The organism is Bacteroides sp. AM41-16, assembly GCF_003603495.1.
Classification (GTDB): Bacteria; Bacteroidota; Bacteroidia; order Bacteroidales; family Bacteroidaceae; genus Bacteroides; species Bacteroides uniformis.
Genome location: NZ_QTNE01000001.1, coordinates 122,845 through 138,402 on the forward strand (window position 1 = coordinate 122,845; position 15,558 = coordinate 138,402).

24 protein-coding genes, 3 tRNA genes and 1 pseudogene are annotated in these 15,558 nt (G+C 39.5%); 4 read left to right on the plus strand and 24 right to left on the minus strand.

The genetic code is table 11. The annotated features are described in order from the left end of the window. Positions 1 to 67: 67 nt before the first annotated feature. The 23 genes and pseudogenes from DW896_RS00695 to DW896_RS00795 all read right to left on the minus strand — a co-directional run bounded on the left by DW896_RS00695 (position 68) and on the right by DW896_RS00795 (position 12,227). Positions 68 to 439, minus strand: coding sequence for a hypothetical protein (locus DW896_RS00695; protein ID WP_119992696.1), 372 nt, complete (start codon positions 437 to 439; stop codon positions 68 to 70). Between the two features lie 2 nt (positions 440 to 441). After that, entirely contained in the window at positions 442 to 669 is a 228-nt protein-coding gene (locus DW896_RS00700; RefSeq protein WP_119992699.1) for a hypothetical protein, read from the minus strand. Positions 670 to 764: 95 nt separating this feature from the next. Further along, complete coding sequence (locus DW896_RS00705) at positions 765 to 1,088, minus strand: hypothetical protein (protein WP_119992702.1); 324 nt, start codon at positions 1,086 to 1,088, stop codon at positions 765 to 767. Between the two features lie 11 nt (positions 1,089 to 1,099). Then, positions 1,100 to 1,816, minus strand: a complete 717-nt coding sequence (locus tag DW896_RS00710) for a DNA methyltransferase (RefSeq protein WP_230321527.1) — start codon at positions 1,814 to 1,816, stop codon at positions 1,100 to 1,102. Between the two features lie 142 nt (positions 1,817 to 1,958). Continuing rightward, entirely contained in the window at positions 1,959 to 2,150 is a 192-nt protein-coding gene (locus DW896_RS21635; RefSeq protein ID WP_119962234.1) for a hypothetical protein, read from the minus strand. A 29-nt stretch (positions 2,151 to 2,179) separates the two neighbouring features. Continuing rightward, positions 2,180 to 2,788: a DUF6633 family protein gene (locus DW896_RS00720; protein WP_119962233.1), complete on the minus strand. Its 609-nt coding sequence runs from the start codon at positions 2,786 to 2,788 to the stop codon at positions 2,180 to 2,182. Beyond that, on the minus strand, positions 2,763 to 3,779 hold the full coding sequence (locus DW896_RS00725; RefSeq protein ID WP_119962232.1) for a hypothetical protein: 1,017 nt from the start codon (positions 3,777 to 3,779) through the stop codon (positions 2,763 to 2,765). Before DW896_RS00725 ends, DW896_RS00720 begins: the two co-directional genes overlap by 26 nt. A gap of 4 nt (positions 3,780 to 3,783) precedes the next feature. Further along, on the minus strand, positions 3,784 to 4,956 hold the full coding sequence (locus DW896_RS00730; RefSeq protein WP_119962231.1) for a DEAD/DEAH box helicase: 1,173 nt from the start codon (positions 4,954 to 4,956) through the stop codon (positions 3,784 to 3,786). Next, positions 4,953 to 5,426, minus strand: a complete 474-nt coding sequence (locus tag DW896_RS00735; protein ID WP_119962230.1) for a recombination protein NinG — start codon at positions 5,424 to 5,426, stop codon at positions 4,953 to 4,955. Before DW896_RS00735 ends, DW896_RS00730 begins: the two co-directional genes overlap by 4 nt. A 97-nt stretch (positions 5,427 to 5,523) precedes the next feature. Further along, positions 5,524 to 5,597 (minus strand) — tRNA-OTHER (locus DW896_RS21390). 740 nt (positions 5,598 to 6,337) lie between these two features. Beyond that, positions 6,338 to 6,455 (minus strand): annotated as a pseudogene (locus tag DW896_RS21855) (RNA polymerase subunit sigma); the annotation flags it as partial. Positions 6,456 to 6,520: 65 nt separating this feature from the next. Continuing rightward, a complete protein-coding gene (locus tag DW896_RS00745) occupies positions 6,521 to 7,090 on the minus strand; it encodes an NUMOD4 domain-containing protein (RefSeq protein WP_119962228.1) in 570 nt (189 codons plus the stop codon). After that, positions 7,090 to 7,530: a hypothetical protein gene (locus tag DW896_RS00750; protein ID WP_005862496.1), complete on the minus strand. Its 441-nt coding sequence runs from the start codon at positions 7,528 to 7,530 to the stop codon at positions 7,090 to 7,092. The genes DW896_RS00745 and DW896_RS00750 overlap by 1 nt, the downstream gene beginning before the upstream one ends. 3 nt (positions 7,531 to 7,533) lie before the next feature. Beyond that, entirely contained in the window at positions 7,534 to 7,986 is a 453-nt protein-coding gene (locus tag DW896_RS00755; protein WP_119962227.1) for a DUF3127 domain-containing protein, read from the minus strand. Beyond that, positions 7,986 to 8,810, minus strand: coding sequence for an HNH endonuclease (locus DW896_RS00760; protein WP_118936949.1), 825 nt, complete (start codon positions 8,808 to 8,810; stop codon positions 7,986 to 7,988). The genes DW896_RS00755 and DW896_RS00760 overlap by 1 nt, the downstream gene beginning before the upstream one ends. Further along, on the minus strand, positions 8,800 to 9,732 hold the full coding sequence (locus DW896_RS00765; protein WP_118358030.1) for an ATP-binding protein: 933 nt from the start codon (positions 9,730 to 9,732) through the stop codon (positions 8,800 to 8,802). Before DW896_RS00765 ends, DW896_RS00760 begins: the two co-directional genes overlap by 11 nt. Before the next feature lie 19 nt (positions 9,733 to 9,751). Then, positions 9,752 to 10,051, minus strand: coding sequence for a helix-turn-helix domain-containing protein (locus tag DW896_RS21860; RefSeq protein ID WP_118132122.1), 300 nt, complete (start codon positions 10,049 to 10,051; stop codon positions 9,752 to 9,754). Continuing rightward, positions 10,048 to 10,404 (minus strand): DNA-binding response regulator, encoded by a 357-nt coding sequence (locus DW896_RS21640; RefSeq protein WP_118132121.1) that lies wholly within the window; start codon positions 10,402 to 10,404, stop codon positions 10,048 to 10,050. Before DW896_RS21640 ends, DW896_RS21860 begins: the two co-directional genes overlap by 4 nt. A 19-nt stretch (positions 10,405 to 10,423) precedes the next feature. Beyond that, the gene (locus DW896_RS00780) at positions 10,424 to 10,618 is read right to left on the minus strand and encodes a hypothetical protein (protein ID WP_117880743.1); all 195 of its coding nucleotides are present in this window, start codon (positions 10,616 to 10,618) and stop codon (positions 10,424 to 10,426) included. A gap of 20 nt (positions 10,619 to 10,638) precedes the next feature. Beyond that, positions 10,639 to 10,709, minus strand: a tRNA-OTHER gene (locus tag DW896_RS00785). A gap of 257 nt (positions 10,710 to 10,966) precedes the next feature. After that, positions 10,967 to 11,155 (minus strand): hypothetical protein, encoded by a 189-nt coding sequence (locus DW896_RS21350; protein WP_118273778.1) that lies wholly within the window; start codon positions 11,153 to 11,155, stop codon positions 10,967 to 10,969. A gap of 534 nt (positions 11,156 to 11,689) precedes the next feature. After that, positions 11,690 to 11,899, minus strand: coding sequence for a hypothetical protein (locus DW896_RS00790; protein WP_118358017.1), 210 nt, complete (start codon positions 11,897 to 11,899; stop codon positions 11,690 to 11,692). Between the two features lies 1 nt (position 11,900). After that, complete coding sequence (locus tag DW896_RS00795) at positions 11,901 to 12,227, minus strand: SH3 beta-barrel fold-containing protein (protein WP_118132190.1); 327 nt, start codon at positions 12,225 to 12,227, stop codon at positions 11,901 to 11,903. 173 nt (positions 12,228 to 12,400) lie between these two features. Here DW896_RS00795 and DW896_RS00800 point away from each other — a divergent pair, with 173 nt between their 5' ends. From DW896_RS00800 to DW896_RS00815, 4 genes are read left to right on the plus strand one after another with little or no spacing between them, the layout of a single operon-like run. Beyond that, positions 12,401 to 13,102 carry a S24 family peptidase gene (locus DW896_RS00800; protein ID WP_005828935.1) on the plus strand — a complete coding sequence of 234 codons (702 nt, stop codon included), beginning with the start codon at positions 12,401 to 12,403 and terminating at the stop codon, positions 13,100 to 13,102. 38 nt (positions 13,103 to 13,140) lie between these two features. Further along, entirely contained in the window at positions 13,141 to 14,619 is a 1,479-nt protein-coding gene (locus DW896_RS00805; RefSeq protein WP_119992707.1) for a type I restriction endonuclease subunit R, read from the plus strand. Between the two features lie 4 nt (positions 14,620 to 14,623). Continuing rightward, the gene (locus DW896_RS00810; protein WP_119992709.1) at positions 14,624 to 14,893 is read left to right on the plus strand and encodes a hypothetical protein; all 270 of its coding nucleotides are present in this window, start codon (positions 14,624 to 14,626) and stop codon (positions 14,891 to 14,893) included. Between the two features lie 16 nt (positions 14,894 to 14,909). Next, on the plus strand, positions 14,910 to 15,107 hold the full coding sequence (locus tag DW896_RS00815; RefSeq protein ID WP_005828941.1) for a hypothetical protein: 198 nt from the start codon (positions 14,910 to 14,912) through the stop codon (positions 15,105 to 15,107). Between the two features lie 117 nt (positions 15,108 to 15,224). Here DW896_RS00815 and DW896_RS00820 read toward each other — a convergent pair. Beyond that, positions 15,225 to 15,298 (minus strand) — tRNA-Arg (locus DW896_RS00820). Positions 15,299 to 15,558: the final 260 nt, after the last annotated feature.

A 15,558-nucleotide genomic window follows, 5' to 3' on the forward strand; every position in this document is an offset into this window, starting at 1 on the left:
AAAATACACGACTATCGGAATACAGCCGCTATACCTTATTTCTTTCACAATCCTATATCTTTCCATTCTAATCTCCTTTCTCCTTAATCCGTTCCAGTACATCCTTGTTGGCTTCGAGTATCTCATCGAAAGATTGAATAGGTCTCCAATGAGTGACATATCCAGTCTTGATGTAGGGGTATATCCATTTATTCACTTCTCGCATTGCCATTTCTTCAATACTACCATCAGCATATTTCACTTGACACATGCCTTTTGCTCGTTTGTTAGGTATTGCATCTTCTACGCTTATCCACGGTGATTGCTTTGCCTGCCATTCGACACCTTTTCTGAACATGTTTAGCATTGCTTGTTGCTGATATGCAAACTCACCTTTAACCACTATTGCATAGCTTGACATAAGCTCTTGCATTGCCGCTTCTTCTACCGTCTGTTTCATAATTATTTAGAATATTGTTGTTTCTTTGTACAAGTATCAGTACCTAATACACCAATCGGGCAATCATCACAATAAAATGTTTCGCTTCTATAATCTGCATCACATCCACATGGATGTTCACTAAGCTCCATAACTTTATCATTCAAAAGCTGTACATCTTCTTTGAGTTTATCTACCTCACTAATAGGGGTTAAAGCTCTATATTCTTGTTCTGTTAATATGTATTGCATAATTCCTTACTATTCAGTTATGAGCAAAAACCACCGGTTTCCGCTCGTGTTAATACTTCATGTGCAGAAATGGCTTCTTTTTGCACATGTTAATCTCAATTCATTTTCCTTTTTCTATTCCGCTCGCTCTGTACCTCTGCCATACACATCTTGCACCATGACGCTTTCAGATGGTATTCCTTACCGTTACGACGGGCTGTCCTATCGAAAAACCGAGATAACGGAAGCGCTCTACCACAGTGGGTGCACAGCTTCCGCTCCACTCCGTCAATCACCACCCGGTTACGTGGTTTCCTTCTAACAATTTCGCATGGTCCGCATTCGGACGCACCGTACCTCCTACAATATGCAAGTGAGTGCTTGCCGCACTTGGCGAAGGTGGTGCAATCCGAACGGGGAACTGTCTGGTGAATGTTCATATGCCTCTGTTTTATACGTCAAATAGACTTGTTTGAACTAAGGTTCCCTTCTTTGTTTTTATCTCTCCGAAGCATTCTGAACGAAATCTTTTTTCTTGAGATTCAAAATACTCTGTATCTATTTCTGTAGCATAAAAATCAAATCCCAATTTAAACGCAACAATCCGACTGCTTCCACTTCCTAAATGGGTATCGAGTATCTTATCTCCCGAATTGGCATATTTCTTGAAGACCCAGTGATATAATGCTTTAGGCTTTTGTGTTGGATGTATTTTTGTTTCTTTGTTTGCTCCTCCGGTATTGGATAAATGGATAATAGCTGCAGGACAATCAAATGAAGTCCATGCAAGTTCAAATTGGGAAAAATTCTCCCACGGTTGCATCTTGTCCCAACACAATATTCCCCGTGTAGGTGGAAGATGGAAATAATTCCCACCCCATATAATCTGATTTCGGCTTATTCTGAACAATTCTTCAAAGTATTCATCGGTAGGTTTGGATAAATCCCAATCACAAGACATTGTATTTAATGCTCTGTTTCTCAGCTTGCCTGCTCCTTGATTTAATCTTCCCTTTTTCAGCCGTTGCGCAACGCTTTCGCCATTGTAGCCACCATGTTTACGGTTCAAGTTGGTTCCCATTGTCATATTGGGTGCATTTATTCCATAAGGAGGATCTACTATAGCTAAATCAAAAAACTTGTCAGGAATATCCTTCATGTATTCCATACAATCCATATTGTACACCTCACTTATCGGCATGATTCAATCCTTTGGTTTCATTGTTTCTGCTTTTTCTTGCAAGTTCATCAATCATTCGCTGATACTCCAATTGTTCGATTTTCTTTTCAATCTCTATGTCCATGATTATTTACCGTTTGTTTCTTATTTGGATAAACCCTCGTTTTTCGCATTCCTTCAACAGTTCCATATCTTCATCCCTTATATCGCATGGCGTCTCATGATTAACACTCATGTAATCCGATATGCCAAACTTTTTGCATATATCATAGTAAAAGCGTCTTTGCCTGTCTCTTGTCGTCCAACATATTGTAAGTCTCATACTTTATTGTCAAATTTATGCTTTCGCCACTACTTACGTAAACTGATACTACATACACGATTTGCCGCTCGTTTCATGGCTTCTGCATCTCCACTTTCCACAAGCTTACGTTCACGTTCAAGATACTCGGCATAGGAAATTCTGTTGTTGCCACGTTCTTCTATCTCCTTTTGGCGTTGTATCCGGTATTGCTCACGCTCATAGCGTTCGATGTCGATACGGCGTTCCCTGATATAGTCAAGCATGGCACTTGTAATCTTCATCGGGTCTATAGCACCATAGAACCGTCCATATTTACCTGACTTAAACCGTGCAATAAAAAAGCATATCTCAGCCGCATTAAGGTAATAATACTCAGAAATAAATATCTCTGCCAACTCATTAAGCTGCTCCCTGGCAATCTTGGTAGATACCTCTGCAAAGTCATTAAGTGTGCCGAATTGGATTTTCAACCATTCCAAAGGGGTTTCATCTCCATAAGTCGAAGCCAATAGCCCTAATGTAGGTATGGAGGAATTCATGGCTAAATCAGAGAGGGTCGCCTTGCATCTGACAATTTTGAACTGCAAATCGGGATTGTAATCAAGAATGAATTGTGCTGGGTCAGGATATTTATTCAATAACGCCCTCTGCTTCAAGTTCTTTTCTTTTTTTTGCGGCAGCTTCTCTGACGGTTGTAGCGACTGCAAGAACTGAATCACGTTTTCGCTGCTCGCTATCCTGTTGATTTTTACTAAGTCTTGTCCCATTATAGTTTCCTTCCAATATTTTAGTAAAGTTTGCTTGTTTGAAAATCCAATCAAAGTCACATTTCCAATTGCGGTCATTAGCTCCCAGCAGGAACGGGGATTGAAGAATGAGATTGAAAACAGTCCTCACTGACTCTTTTCCATATTGGGCTATCCGGGCTTTTACAGCCTTTTTTCTCACATCGGTCATTGATTTTATCTGCTGGAGTCTATCTTTGAATGTGGAATTATAGTATTCCATCAATCCGCTGTAATCAATCTTTTCAGAAAGAGAGGGCGAAGAAAGCTTGTCTTTCTTTGATACTCCATCAGGAGTATTTTCTTTCTTTTGCTGGGAAGATATATCTATATACTCTCTTTCTTCTTCTTTCTTTGTATTTGTGCCCTCCGTGTGCCCTGATTTTTGCAAAAGTTCGGATTGCGGCAGATTGTTGTTCACAGACTGTGCCCCAAGTTGTGCCCTTAGCTGTGCCCATTCGGACTGTAATTCTTTGATTTTCTTTTCAATATCTGTGCCCTTGCATGTGCCCTTACTTGTGCCCATTGGATTATATTCTTCATATTTACATAGGGTTATAAGGTTCATTCCCTGATTGCACTCAACAGTTATCATACCTTTTTTCTTAAGATGCACAAGAAAGGAACGCACTTTCTTTTCAGACCATTTCCAGCGTTGAGATAAAAATCTTATGGATGCAGGATATTGACCTCTTGAATAAGAGATTTCTCGACCTCCGATACTCTCCTTTCGGGGCGTTGCCTCAAATCGTGCAGACTGGATTAAGTCTAACCACGCTTCACAACTGCTAAAAGTACGGGCTTCATTCCACATTTCATTCGAGAAAAACCTGCGGCTTAGCCTCAAAAATCCTTCGTCCATAATTTTAGAATCTCACGTTTGTTAATTGCCTTCCTTTCGAGTAAACTGCCCATTTCCCATTTCCGCTATCAAACAACCGTAAGTCCGACACCTCTCCGAAACGTTTGATATTACCACATAAATCCACAATCCAGCCACATTCTTTGGAAGGATGTGGGCGGATGGCACGACCGACTATCTGATACCACATAGCAAGTGACATTGTAGGACGTGCCATAACGACTGTATCAAGTTCCGGATAGTCAAAGCCGGTGGTTAATACCCCGACATTCGCCACTACCGAAATTTCACCAGCCTTGAACGCTTCAAGTATCCTTTCGCGCTCACCTTTTGGGGTGTCACCCGAAACGATTGCGGCTCCGGGTATAGACCAGGTAAGCCGCTCCGCTTCTTTCAGAAAACGGGTAAATACCAAAATACCTTTCCGTTTTCCTCCGGCTTTGGGATTCATCAGCCTTTGGACAATATGAACGAGATAGCCGTAAAAGTCTATCCGTTCATATTCTCTCTGAACTGACCTATCCGTGTAGTCGGCACCAGTGGTATTTACTTTCAAATTGAGTTCGTTCCATCCCGAAGGATTCATTGGATAATAATTTAGTTTTGCTAAATATCCCAAATCTAATAGGGTTGATACCTGTACATGGTAAATGACCTCTGAAAAGACATGAGGCTTTGTCCGGGTGATGAATTTCAGCATAGAGCCGAAATCACGGCTAGAGCTTAAACGGTATGGTGTTGCAGTCAAGCCAAGAACCTTGCACTTTACCGCATCAAAGAAATCCTTGTACATTCCCTCTTTAGGGTTTACAAGGTGGCATTCATCAACAATGATGTTCTTGAAGTGGGTAAACAGCTCAGGATGATTCTTCACACTGCCGATGGTGGCAAATGTTATCCGGCTTATTTCTTTTGAGTTAAAGGATGCTGAATAGATACTGCAATCAAGAATACCGTATGAACAGAGTTTCTTGAAATTCTGTTCGAGTATTTCCTTCGAGGGCTGGAACACCAAGGTATGACCGTCAAGCCTTGCGGCTATATCCGCTATGATAAGCGACTTTCCGCTGCCCGTAGGTAACACCATAATGGCATTTGTTTTCTTCGCCTTATTGTTAAAGAAAGAAACGGCAGCATCAGAGGCTTTCTGTTGATAATCTCGTAATACATAACTCATAAACCTTTCTCCTTTCGTAACTTCTTATTAAGTGCTTTGTAATACTTGATTAGCTGTTCGTACTCAAAATCAGTCATTTTGGAAGTGCTGGCAGCTTTCACTTTTAGCAAATCAAATTTCTGTTGACCGATTTTAGCAATTAGATTCACCCGATAGCCTTCCAAATGATCAGCTTTGAATCTGTTGCAGTGTCGGCATTCGGCATGGCAATTATTCTCATCAAACCGTGTTGCCAAATGTGTACGACTGAAATAGTGCCCGCAGTCCGCTTGTGTAAGCGGCTTTATCTGTCCACATGATATACATCGGAAGGAACCGTTTGGCATACAATCACGAAGCCGGATGAAAAGGGAAAACTCCTTGTCGAGTTTAGCTTTCAAATCCGGCTTCTTCTTTACTGTTACCCCTGCTTTATCAAACAAGGGTAAAGGCTTGTCTTTCTTCTTAGCCTTTTTCTTTATGTAGTACATACTTTCTGATTTACCTAATTAAAAGCCCCGAAGCGTATTCTCCGGGGCACAACCATTATTTAAGACCCGTGCCATTTATGTGTGGCTCACATTTATGAGGGGCGTGACAGAATCGAACTGCCCTCCTCTACAATGCTGCGCATTACATTAGTCACACCAGCCAAACGCCCCATATTCACCTGCCCAATCTTCACAGACCGAGCAGGCAGGTTAACAAAGTTATTCCATATAAGCCATTGAAAACTCTTTCGGAATAAAACGCCCGACCGGGATAGGTTTAGCAGATTCAATGGCTGTATGGATTTCCCTCTTTCTGAACTCATGTCCCTTTTCTTTGGCTTGTTTCTCACATTCTTCCTCTTTGTTTTTGAGATAGTGGGTAATAAGCATCATCGCTCTGTCAACGTTGAAGGTGTTCACGACAAAAGTCTGAACTCTCTCGTCTTCATTCTCCCCATCCGTGAATGTGATTTTCGTCTCAATCTGGTAGAATTTCTTTTCATTCGGTTTAGATTCTTCGTCACTATCTTCCATCTCATCGTCCATTTTGTCAACGTATTCTGCCATAGTGATTTCATTTTTGAGATAGGCAAGCGAAGCATCGTCAACCTTACGTTCTTTCAAGTTGTCAGTAAGAATCACGCAGGAATCGAACTCCTTTATCATTGTCAAGGTGAACCCGAACATATAGTTTAGTTCGATGTAATCTTTCAAGATACTACAAGTATTCTCCAATCCGGTGGCATACAGCAGGAACTTATGTTTCTTGTCACCTATTTGCGCTTGAGCGATGTACGGATATAAAACGCTGTTCTCATTCTCGAACGCCAAACGGTTCTGGTTGCTGACTTCCACTTCCTTGATACCGTCTGCTTCCATACTGAAACGAATTTTCGCCAAAGTGTCTTGGTCTATCAGCGTGCCACGGTCAAAAAGAATTTCATTCCGTTCGATGGTTACTGTTTCACCTGTATCTTCATCAATGAAAGATTCCTCCCATGTTTTGAGGACACGTTTTGCAAGGTACATGTTGAGCATCTTTTTCGGGTCAGATGTCACATACCTGATTTCTGTTTTTCTTGTTTCTATCATAACTAAATAAATTCTTGATTTCTTTGTATTTCCTGCTGTTCCTCAAATTTCCAACAATATCCACCTGCTGTTTTTCTTTTGTTGTTACAACATTGTGAGATATTTTGAAAATTTATGCCGGTATCTCTACAAGCGTCCATTAATGTCAAATGTCGCTTTATAAAAGCTCCATTCTTATCTAATTGAATAACTACTTTACCTTGAGATACGGCCCTTCTTCTTTGGGCAGTACCATAACTCAAATTATAAGCGTGAGTACACCATTCCAAATTAGACAAGCTGTTATTGCTTTTGTTTTCATCTTTATGATTTACAACTGAATACCTATGAGGATTGGGTAAAAAAGCCTCTGCTACTAAACGATGAATGTTAAGTGTATGTGAGCGTCCGCCTTTGAATAGGTTTACACATTTATATCCACATCTATCTTGTAGTTTAAGGATATGCGGCTTTTTCTTCATTAATTCACCATTTTGTAGTCTTACGTAACTGCATATAGATTTAATTCTACCCCTGTCTGATACTTGATATAAACCTTCATATCCGACAACATCTTTCCATATTTCTGCCATTATAAATAATCTTTATTTCGTCCAATCTCTATTTCCATTAGTTGAATCAATCTATCTTCATCAGCAGAAGGTAAATATATTCCGCATTCAGCACTTGCCCAATTACGAAAACGGGTAATACTTGTACTCATTTCTGCACTATCTAAATCAGCAGAGCTGCGCAATATCTTTATCCGTCCCAAATACTTGTCGTCTCTCTCACGAATGAAAATGGATGGATTAACAAGCTTTTTATAATACTGTTGCTTCACCCACTCCAACGTGTTTCCGGTCTCACACGCAAAGTAACCTAAAATCACATGCAAATATTTATTGCTTTGCAGGCTTCTTTTAGGCTTTTTCTCTGTGAGTTCTACAACCTTACCGCTTTCTGCGAGCTTTGCAGAACGAGCCTTAAATTGCTCTTTCTGCAAAGGGTTTGAAGTATCGTAAAGGGACATACGCTAAAAAGGCAAATCATCCTTTACATTGCCATTAGCATCAACCGGAGGCGGGAAATTCTGCGGCTGTTGCTGATAAGTCGGCTGAGGTGTAGGTTGTTGTATCGATGTTGTCTGTTGGGATTGAGATACACCGCCACGCGCTTCTATTTTATAGCATCGAATGGATACCATACGTTTGAATTCTCCGTCTTGATTCGTCCAAGAACGCCCTTGTAAGACAAATGATACAGTAACAACATCACCCTGATTAAAGCGGTCAAGTTCTGTACACTTGTCACCCGAAAACTCTAAGGGAATAATGTTCTCATACTCGCTACGCTCTCCCGTATAAGGGTCGTAAGTGGTAGCATCTAAAATAAACTCCCGTTTTGTAAATGAGGAACCACCGTTTTTGGATGGTATTTGAACGGTTTGTCCGATTTCGATTATCCGTCCGGTTATTTGGTTTGCCATTAATTTTCTCCTCCAAAAATCTTTTTATCGGTTATAAGTTCTCTGTTTTCTTCCAAAAACCGGATAAATTCCTCACAATGATTAGTGAGAATAGGAATATCACGTTCTGGATTGAAAACGTATGTTTCTGTATAGGTATCTACCACAAAACCGCCTTTATTGAACTCTACAATGTTGTACTCAAATATCCGTACATCCGAACCGTTCTTCATCAAAGCGTAAGGATAAACCAAATGTTGATGGTGGTCTTTGAACTTCCCTACGGTATAGCTTCCAGTTGTTTTGATGTCGTGGATGCTGGCCGGCATCAGCTCGTCAATCACCCCATAAACCAAAACATTGCCGTATGCGGTTGAAAGAATCGCTTCTACCCTTTGTTGGGTCAATGCTCCTTTGAAGTAACCGGCGAACTCTCGGCAAAGTGAGATTGGGAAAGTAAAAACACGATTATTATAGGTAACTCTCAAACCTATAACCTCGTTGGTCTGAACCTCATCGTAATACAAAGGTTTACCTGTTTCGTCACAAGCTCCTTCGCGTATTGCCTTATATACCTTTTCAACCTGCACCGTTTCGGATTTCCGATTTTCAACCATACAGTCAATAACCTCATTAAAGGCTGTTCCCTTGTCTGCCGCTTCGCTGTCGAATGGCCTGCGGTTAATCCGGTCTATCAGTTCTTGAAACTGCTTCTGCCGAAACTCTTCTTCCGTATATGGTGGATTCTCACTCCACCCATAATAACGCTCATATATGACATCGCTATTAAGGTAATTGAAGTAAGAATCCAACAATGTTGCATATATACGATAGTTAGGCTGCATCTGAGTAGATTTTAGTTTCCTTATTGAATACCAGTCCCAAAGCCTTTACCTTTGCAGCAAACAAACTTCTCGCCATCATCAAAGAACTACCAACGTGTTCAAACTCATTGATATGTGAAGCGAACTCATTAGCGGAGTTGGCATCGGTGATAAATTCAATGCTTTCTTTTATTTCTTCTATCACCTTGTCATACTTTTCCTGCGCTTCCTTCTTGGCAGCAAGCATACCCAAATACGAATTGATTATCTTGGCGGTGATAAAGTCGTTCTTTGCGGTTGGATTACCATTCTTGTCAAGGATGGTAGGAACTTCCATCACTGAAGGAAGATTGCATGTATTCTTACCGTCATTTCTTGAAGTCGGGTCAAAAGTTATAGTGCGTCTTTGAACACCTCTTTCGCTTTTCATTTCAAGATAGCCGAGCAAATCCAGTTCGGTAACGATGGAGTTGTAGGACTTTTCACGCAAGGCAGGGATAAACACGGTATCATCACCTTCTTTCCGTGTGTCGCGATGGGCAACGAAAATGATGTGCTTGTTAAGCCCCGAAAGTGTTCGTGTCATCCATGAAAACTCCGCATTGATACCACTCCAATCCCTGATAGACGGTTGGCGGCTGCCACATTTATAAGTAATGATGAAATCCATCATCTTACCGATAGTATCAACTACAATGGTCTGATAAGCAGACAAATCCTCCTGCAAGACCTGTTGAACATCACTCCATGAAGTGACCTGTACGGTATCTATGTTTTCCAAATGCGCCATATTCATACGCTTAACGCCATTATCGAAATCCAATAATAACGGTTTCGGTGCGCTCAATGCCACTGTTGATTTTCCCATACCAGCTTGGCCGTAAATCATCATTTTCACTGTGGTAGGGATTACTAATTCATTTGATTTTTTGATAAGACTCATAATAGTAAAATTTAAAGGGTTAATTATTCTCTTTCTGTAGAATAGCATCTACATCACTTTTTCGGTACAATCTCTTACCTCCTATTTCCAACCTGCACAAATATCCAATTTTATGCCATCTCCATAAGGTTGACTTATCGGTATGTAGAATCTGACTTGCCTCTTTAATGGTTAAGTAGTCCTCTTCCGGTCTGATGAAAGAGTCCCTAATACTTCTCACAGTCTTTTTTACAAGATGTTCTGCGAACTCTTTCAAATCAGTGGACTTTATTGTCAAAGTAACATTGGCACCACTATTTAAAATATCCTCCATGTTCATTCTCTTACCCTTTCTATATGTTCAATTCTAAATCTTCGTAACCTCCTCATATCACCTTGTTCGTGGTAAAGTGACAAAGAAAATATACACAGTAAGCAACATGCGACGGACACACGGACTATAGGCGAAAAATCCATCGTGAGCCTCACACCGGCTATCCGTTCATAAAGCATTGTTGCAAGTTCTCTCCCATTCCGTACATGCAATATTTCAAAAGCCTTTTGCAATTGGTTATTAATCGTGCTAACCGCCCGGCATTTAAAATTGGCGATTTCCTTTTTCTCATACCCTTGTGCATACATCCGTGCTGTAATCTCGCATTCAGGGGTGAGTTCTGTGAATACCCGTTCCATAATCGTGTGAGTTAGATGACTATGACTCCCTTTTTACAACGACAATACCTTTTTTCGGATAAGACTTTGAAGCCCATTTTTTACCCTCAAGAAGATGCTTGGCATTTAGAAGTGATACGTTGTTGCGGATTGTCTCAAGTGAAGATATAGGCAGCTCTATCGTGGCTCCTCTCTTCATGTTTCTCATTTTCTCTTTACTTTCTACTTTTTCCATAAATGTTATATTAGAATGATTGGTGGGCGTTGACGGACTCGAACCGCCAGTCTCCTCCAATGAGGTGTGTTAACCATTACACCGAACGCCCCAATAAGAAAGGTGCGCTATCTTCACAGACGGCACACCCAGTACAAACACAAAATAAAACACGACAAAACAGTTTATACTAACACTTTTTACGCAACTCCATACCGGTTATCACTGCGAGTATAACAGACAAAATAAATATTGTGGATGTCAATACAATCCCCGCCATGTATAGAGGACCATCCTTTATTATGGAATTGCATAACATCATTGTCATACACAGCAGTACAAGCAACGAAAAAGAGAACATAATTATCTTCATAACATCGTCATTGCAACCAGTTCATCGCTATAGAATTCTACAAAATCGTGCTTTCCGAACTCTACCATTACTTTATCCCCATTGATGGCGCAAATCGCCCCAATCTTGCTTTCCCATCCGGGATGTTTACACTTAACCGGCATACCTATATATGGCATACGTGATTTATACATACTTTTTCCCATAATCGTGTGATTTTAAATTTTACCGCCCGTACAAGGATGAGGTAAAGCGGTGCGCACTTCGCTTTGCCCGTGGCTTTTAGTACGGTAGTAGCACTAACCTTTGCTGCGGTTGTGCACCCTACCCGATTCTCGCTATCGGATGCCAGTCTTTAGCTGTCAATAGGGCTATATTGTCGATGTGCGTGTCGGTCGCCTAATCCGTCATTACTTACACCTCAAAGACTATGGTTACACATCTATTAATTGTTAAACATTGCACAGCTCGCAAGCCCCAACTTGCTTATGTGCGTTCGTTATCTTTGGTTGGCAAAAACGGCTTATGAATTACACCGTAATTGCTTTCACAGACTTATCAAAGAACCAATCAATAGTACCCTACCCGATTCTCGCTATCGGATGCCAGTCTTTAGCTGTCAATAGGGCTGTCGTGCGTGATATAATCGTGTGATTAATCATCGTAAAAGAACTTCTCGCCCGGCTTTCTGAAAAGCCTATAACTTGCATACAAGCAGCCTAATACTATCAATGCCTCTATCATACAGCCATTCTATCAAGTTGAAACTCTATGTAATCAATCTCTTCTTGAATAACCTCTAAGGCCTCTTCTTTGGTATCGGTATTACAGAAAGCACAAGCCTCTGTGTCAGACATCTTATCAACTCTATCAAGGTCTATACAAGCCTTATCTAAAGCCTTTTCAAGCCCGTAGGCTTCTACACTGTCACATACTCTAAACTGTCTCATATCAGGCGATTTTTAAAAGGTTAGCTTTCTTAAAGCATCTGAACTCTTGGCGTTCAGTATCATAGTAAGTTTGAACGGTGTCGTTCTTCTTTCTGTTGTCAGTACCAGTGACGGCAGGCATCAACTTTTCATTTAGTGTACCGTAGGCTTCTCTCACAGAACCGTCCACCTTTTGAAAATAGAATTTCACAATCTTGCTTTTCATCTGCAATTTCAATTTCATGTTAGCCCAAGCGCATTTTAATGCTTCTGACATCGTGAAACCGTTCTTGCGAACGAACTGCCATGCAAGGCTCATAACTTCATGTAAAAAACTCTTCGTGCTCATAATCGTGTGATTTAATATGTTTATACTATTTGTATCATCAATCATTTAGTTTATCTTTGCTACGTGATTGAATGATGATGCAAATATACTAGAAGTTCTATATCTAGCATAGAATTTCTAGTTAATTATTGTAAATATGCTAGATTTTCTATAATCAAACCTAGAATATCTATATGACTTTAAAAGAAAGAATGTTCTATCTAATTGAAAAAGAAGGACTTAATCCAAATCAATTTTATACCATCTCTGGATTAGGAAATGGGTACTTAAATAACGTAGGTGAAAGTTTCAGAAAGCCAACGATAGAAAAGATAAAAAAAAGCTTCCCGCATTGGAATATGGACTGGATTCTTTATGAAAAAGGAGAGCCTATTTCCAATATATCTAAAGAAAATATAGAAATTCTAGAAGCCATACCATTAAACCAAAACTATATTATAAACGTACCATTAGTAAATCAATACGCACAAGCAGGTTATTTATGCGGATTTCAAGATGCTGCATATATAGCTACACTACCTACTATACCTTTTATAATAGACCACGAAGCTAAAGGAAACTATGTAGCATTTGAAGTAAGAGGTGACAGTATGAATGATGGAACTGAAGAGAGTTACCTTGAAGGAGACAGACTTCTTTGTAGAGAAATAGCTCCATATCTGTGGGCAGAGTCTAAATTGCATATCCGGAAATGGGATTTCGTTATTGTACATGAAGACGGAATTTTGGTAAAACGAATAATAGACCATAATGTAGAAAATCATACTATTACAATACACTCTTTGAACGATATGTATCCTGACAGAGTTATTGATTTGGCAGAAGTTAGACAAATCTTCAATGTGATAGAATTGCAAAGGCCAAGAAGAAGATAGTTTAAAAGTTTAATATACAAACTATTAAAACTAATACTATGAAATTCAATCAATACACATGGAACCTATATAAGCAATCTTCTGACGGACAAAAAGCTATTAAGGAGTTTGAGGAACCATCCAACAATGATACGATGATGGATTTGGTTTTCAAATACAATCCAAGAATGAAGTTATGGTTTAATGATGACAAATCCAGACTATCCATATCAAACATCAGTGAAAGCTTATGGTGTTACAATATCTGCGAATTTCCAGATGAGGAAAGACCTAATACACTGGAAGAAGCGAAAGAAAAGTATGAAGATGTTCTTTTTCGTGGGTTAACAGACAATGATGAAGTACTAATACCAGTCAACGACTATGAAATGATGTTGAATAGCATAACATGGACATCATTCTTATTATATTATTTTGCACCAGAGTTTTTCTTCCCTAATATATTTATTTACCGTTTCTTTGATTTACATAAGATAGCAGATATGTTTGAGATAGATTTACCGTCTATCCCAAAGAAATCAAACTATAAGGCGAGATGTATGTACTACTGGAGTTTATGCGAAGTGTTTTATCGATTTAGGGCAGAGAATGAGCTTTCTCCAGCAGAATTATGCGCTTTCCTATATGACTTTGCACCCAACTTCATGCCCCAAAAAGAAGCAGACGTTCCACAGCCAACACAAGCATGGTGTATCGGTGGATTGATTGATAAAAATGAATTATTTAGAACTACTTTTTGGCAAGCGAATCCAGAAACAAAGAAAGGCGATATTCTCATTCATTACGAAACCGCTCCAATTAGTGCAATTACCCGAGTATGGATAGCCCAAACAGATGGAGTGATAGACCCATTCTTTCATTACTATGGAAACACCTACATAGGGAATAAAATTGATATTCCACATATCAGCCTGAAAGAACTCCGAGAAGATAAATACTTCTCCAATCATCCGCTTGTTCGCAAGAACTTTCAAGGGGTAAACGGATGGTCAATGAGTGGCGCGGATTATTCGGAACTCCTGCGAATGATAAAGGCAAAAGGATTTGACACTGATGTTCTGCCCAAACTATACGTTCCGACATTACCTAAAGGAATAGTTATAGAGTATGAACATGATGTGGAGCAACTGTTATTAGAGCCGTTATTAAACTCTATGGGATGGTATGAAAAGAAAGACTTCATCCGGCAGTTACCTATTCAAGCAGGGAGAGGACATCGGGTGTTCCCGGATTACGCCTTGCACTATGACAACAAACCGGACGAAGAAAAAGCGAAAGTTCTGATTGAAGCCAAACTTCACATGAAGAACAACCAAGACATAGAAGCAGCCTTCTTGCAAGCACGTTCATACGCTCGGCTATTAGGTTCTTCTGCTATTGTCTTATGTGACAAGGACTATTTACTTGTATATGAGAAGAAAGATAACTTCGACCGGGACAGATACAAAAAATATCATTGGGGAGAATTTGAAAACCCCGATGTGTTTAATGAATTAAAGAACAAACTAAATATCTAAGATTATGAAGAAGATTTTATTTTTAATGGTGGCTGCTGCATTAGCGATAGTTGGGTGTAGCCAAAAACAAAAAAGCATTTCTGATATGACCCCAATGGAAAAAGAAGTATATGTAGATAGTCTCGTTAATGTTGCATCTGGAATAGATGGAGTTACATTGAGAGAAAATAGAAAAAACGCACTCGAAATTCTACGCAAAGAATATCCAAACCTCGAAAATAGATGGAAAAGAATGGAGGAGTGTATTAACAATATGGAATTATATTCAGAATAAATAAAACAATAATGCTATGGTTGACTTTCTAACCATCATACTCCTAATATTCGGAGTACTGCAAATCATCCTCTTCTTCAAGGTATGGGGAATGACGAATGACATCAAAGAGATAAGGAACAAGTACCTTAAAGACGAGGATGAGAAACGAAGACAAAAAGCAGAATACGACCCAACTCCCAAAATCAGCGGTGGGGTTAAAACAACAATATAGCCGGAATTATTTCCCGGCTTTTTCTTTCCCTATTCGCGAGTTGTGCAAATGTTGTGCAACTATCATAAAAAGAAAATGCTAACAAGTTTTCAATGAACCTATTAGCATTTTTTCTTGTGATTCCGTTGCGATTCGAACGCAAGACCCACGCCTTAGAAGGGCGTTGCTCTATCCAGCTGAGCTACGGAACCAGCCTTAATTGCGGTGCAAAGGTACGCTTTTTTACGAATATTGCAAATTTTTGTATCACCTTTTTTCGTTACCTATGTATAAAAGGCTCATTTGCTACATAAAAAGTAATGATTAGTTACCTTTACAAACAAGATACACGGTATTTATATACAGATGTATTAAAACATTTTGCAAATTATCAATGTTACTAATTATAAAAAGTAAAAATATGGAGGAATATTCAAGTAGGAAAAGTAGCATTGACCCGAAAATGAATGAA

Excerpts from the sequence above, each read along its gene's own strand:
- DW896_RS00695 (WP_119992696.1), bottom strand. The coding sequence starts at position 439 with ATGAAACAGACGGTAGAAGAAGCGGCAATGCAAGAGCTTATGTCAAGC.
- DW896_RS00700 (WP_119992699.1), bottom strand. The coding sequence starts at position 669 with ATGCAATACATATTAACAGAACAAGAATATAGAGCTTTAACCCCTATT.
- DW896_RS00705 (WP_119992702.1), bottom strand. The coding sequence starts at position 1,088 with ATGAACATTCACCAGACAGTTCCCCGTTCGGATTGCACCACCTTCGCC.
- DW896_RS00710 (WP_230321527.1), bottom strand. The coding sequence starts at position 1,816 with ATGGAATACATGAAGGATATTCCTGACAAGTTTTTTGATTTAGCTATA.
- DW896_RS21635 (WP_119962234.1), bottom strand. The coding sequence starts at position 2,150 with ATGAGACTTACAATATGTTGGACGACAAGAGACAGGCAAAGACGCTTT.
- DW896_RS00725 (WP_119962232.1), bottom strand. The coding sequence starts at position 3,779 with ATGGACGAAGGATTTTTGAGGCTAAGCCGCAGGTTTTTCTCGAATGAA.
- DW896_RS00730 (WP_119962231.1), bottom strand. The coding sequence starts at position 4,956 with ATGAGTTATGTATTACGAGATTATCAACAGAAAGCCTCTGATGCTGCC.
- DW896_RS00735 (WP_119962230.1), bottom strand. The coding sequence starts at position 5,426 with ATGTACTACATAAAGAAAAAGGCTAAGAAGAAAGACAAGCCTTTACCC.
- DW896_RS00745 (WP_119962228.1), bottom strand. The coding sequence starts at position 7,090 with ATGGCAGAAATATGGAAAGATGTTGTCGGATATGAAGGTTTATATCAA.
- DW896_RS00750 (WP_005862496.1), bottom strand. The coding sequence starts at position 7,530 with ATGTCCCTTTACGATACTTCAAACCCTTTGCAGAAAGAGCAATTTAAG.
- DW896_RS00755 (WP_119962227.1), bottom strand. The coding sequence starts at position 7,986 with ATGGCAAACCAAATAACCGGACGGATAATCGAAATCGGACAAACCGTT.
- DW896_RS00760 (WP_118936949.1), bottom strand. The coding sequence starts at position 8,810 with ATGCAGCCTAACTATCGTATATATGCAACATTGTTGGATTCTTACTTC.
- DW896_RS00765 (WP_118358030.1), bottom strand. The coding sequence starts at position 9,732 with ATGAGTCTTATCAAAAAATCAAATGAATTAGTAATCCCTACCACAGTG.
- DW896_RS21860 (WP_118132122.1), bottom strand. The coding sequence starts at position 10,051 with ATGAACATGGAGGATATTTTAAATAGTGGTGCCAATGTTACTTTGACA.
- DW896_RS21640 (WP_118132121.1), bottom strand. The coding sequence starts at position 10,404 with ATGGAACGGGTATTCACAGAACTCACCCCTGAATGCGAGATTACAGCA.
- DW896_RS00780 (WP_117880743.1), bottom strand. The coding sequence starts at position 10,618 with ATGGAAAAAGTAGAAAGTAAAGAGAAAATGAGAAACATGAAGAGAGGA.
- DW896_RS21350 (WP_118273778.1), bottom strand. The coding sequence starts at position 11,155 with ATGGGAAAAAGTATGTATAAATCACGTATGCCATATATAGGTATGCCG.
- DW896_RS00790 (WP_118358017.1), bottom strand. The coding sequence starts at position 11,899 with ATGAGACAGTTTAGAGTATGTGACAGTGTAGAAGCCTACGGGCTTGAA.
- DW896_RS00795 (WP_118132190.1), bottom strand. The coding sequence starts at position 12,227 with ATGAGCACGAAGAGTTTTTTACATGAAGTTATGAGCCTTGCATGGCAG.
- DW896_RS00800 (WP_005828935.1), top strand. The coding sequence starts at position 12,401 with ATGACTTTAAAAGAAAGAATGTTCTATCTAATTGAAAAAGAAGGACTT.
- DW896_RS00805 (WP_119992707.1), top strand. The coding sequence starts at position 13,141 with ATGAAATTCAATCAATACACATGGAACCTATATAAGCAATCTTCTGAC.
- DW896_RS00810 (WP_119992709.1), top strand. The coding sequence starts at position 14,624 with ATGAAGAAGATTTTATTTTTAATGGTGGCTGCTGCATTAGCGATAGTT.
- DW896_RS00815 (WP_005828941.1), top strand. The coding sequence starts at position 14,910 with ATGGTTGACTTTCTAACCATCATACTCCTAATATTCGGAGTACTGCAA.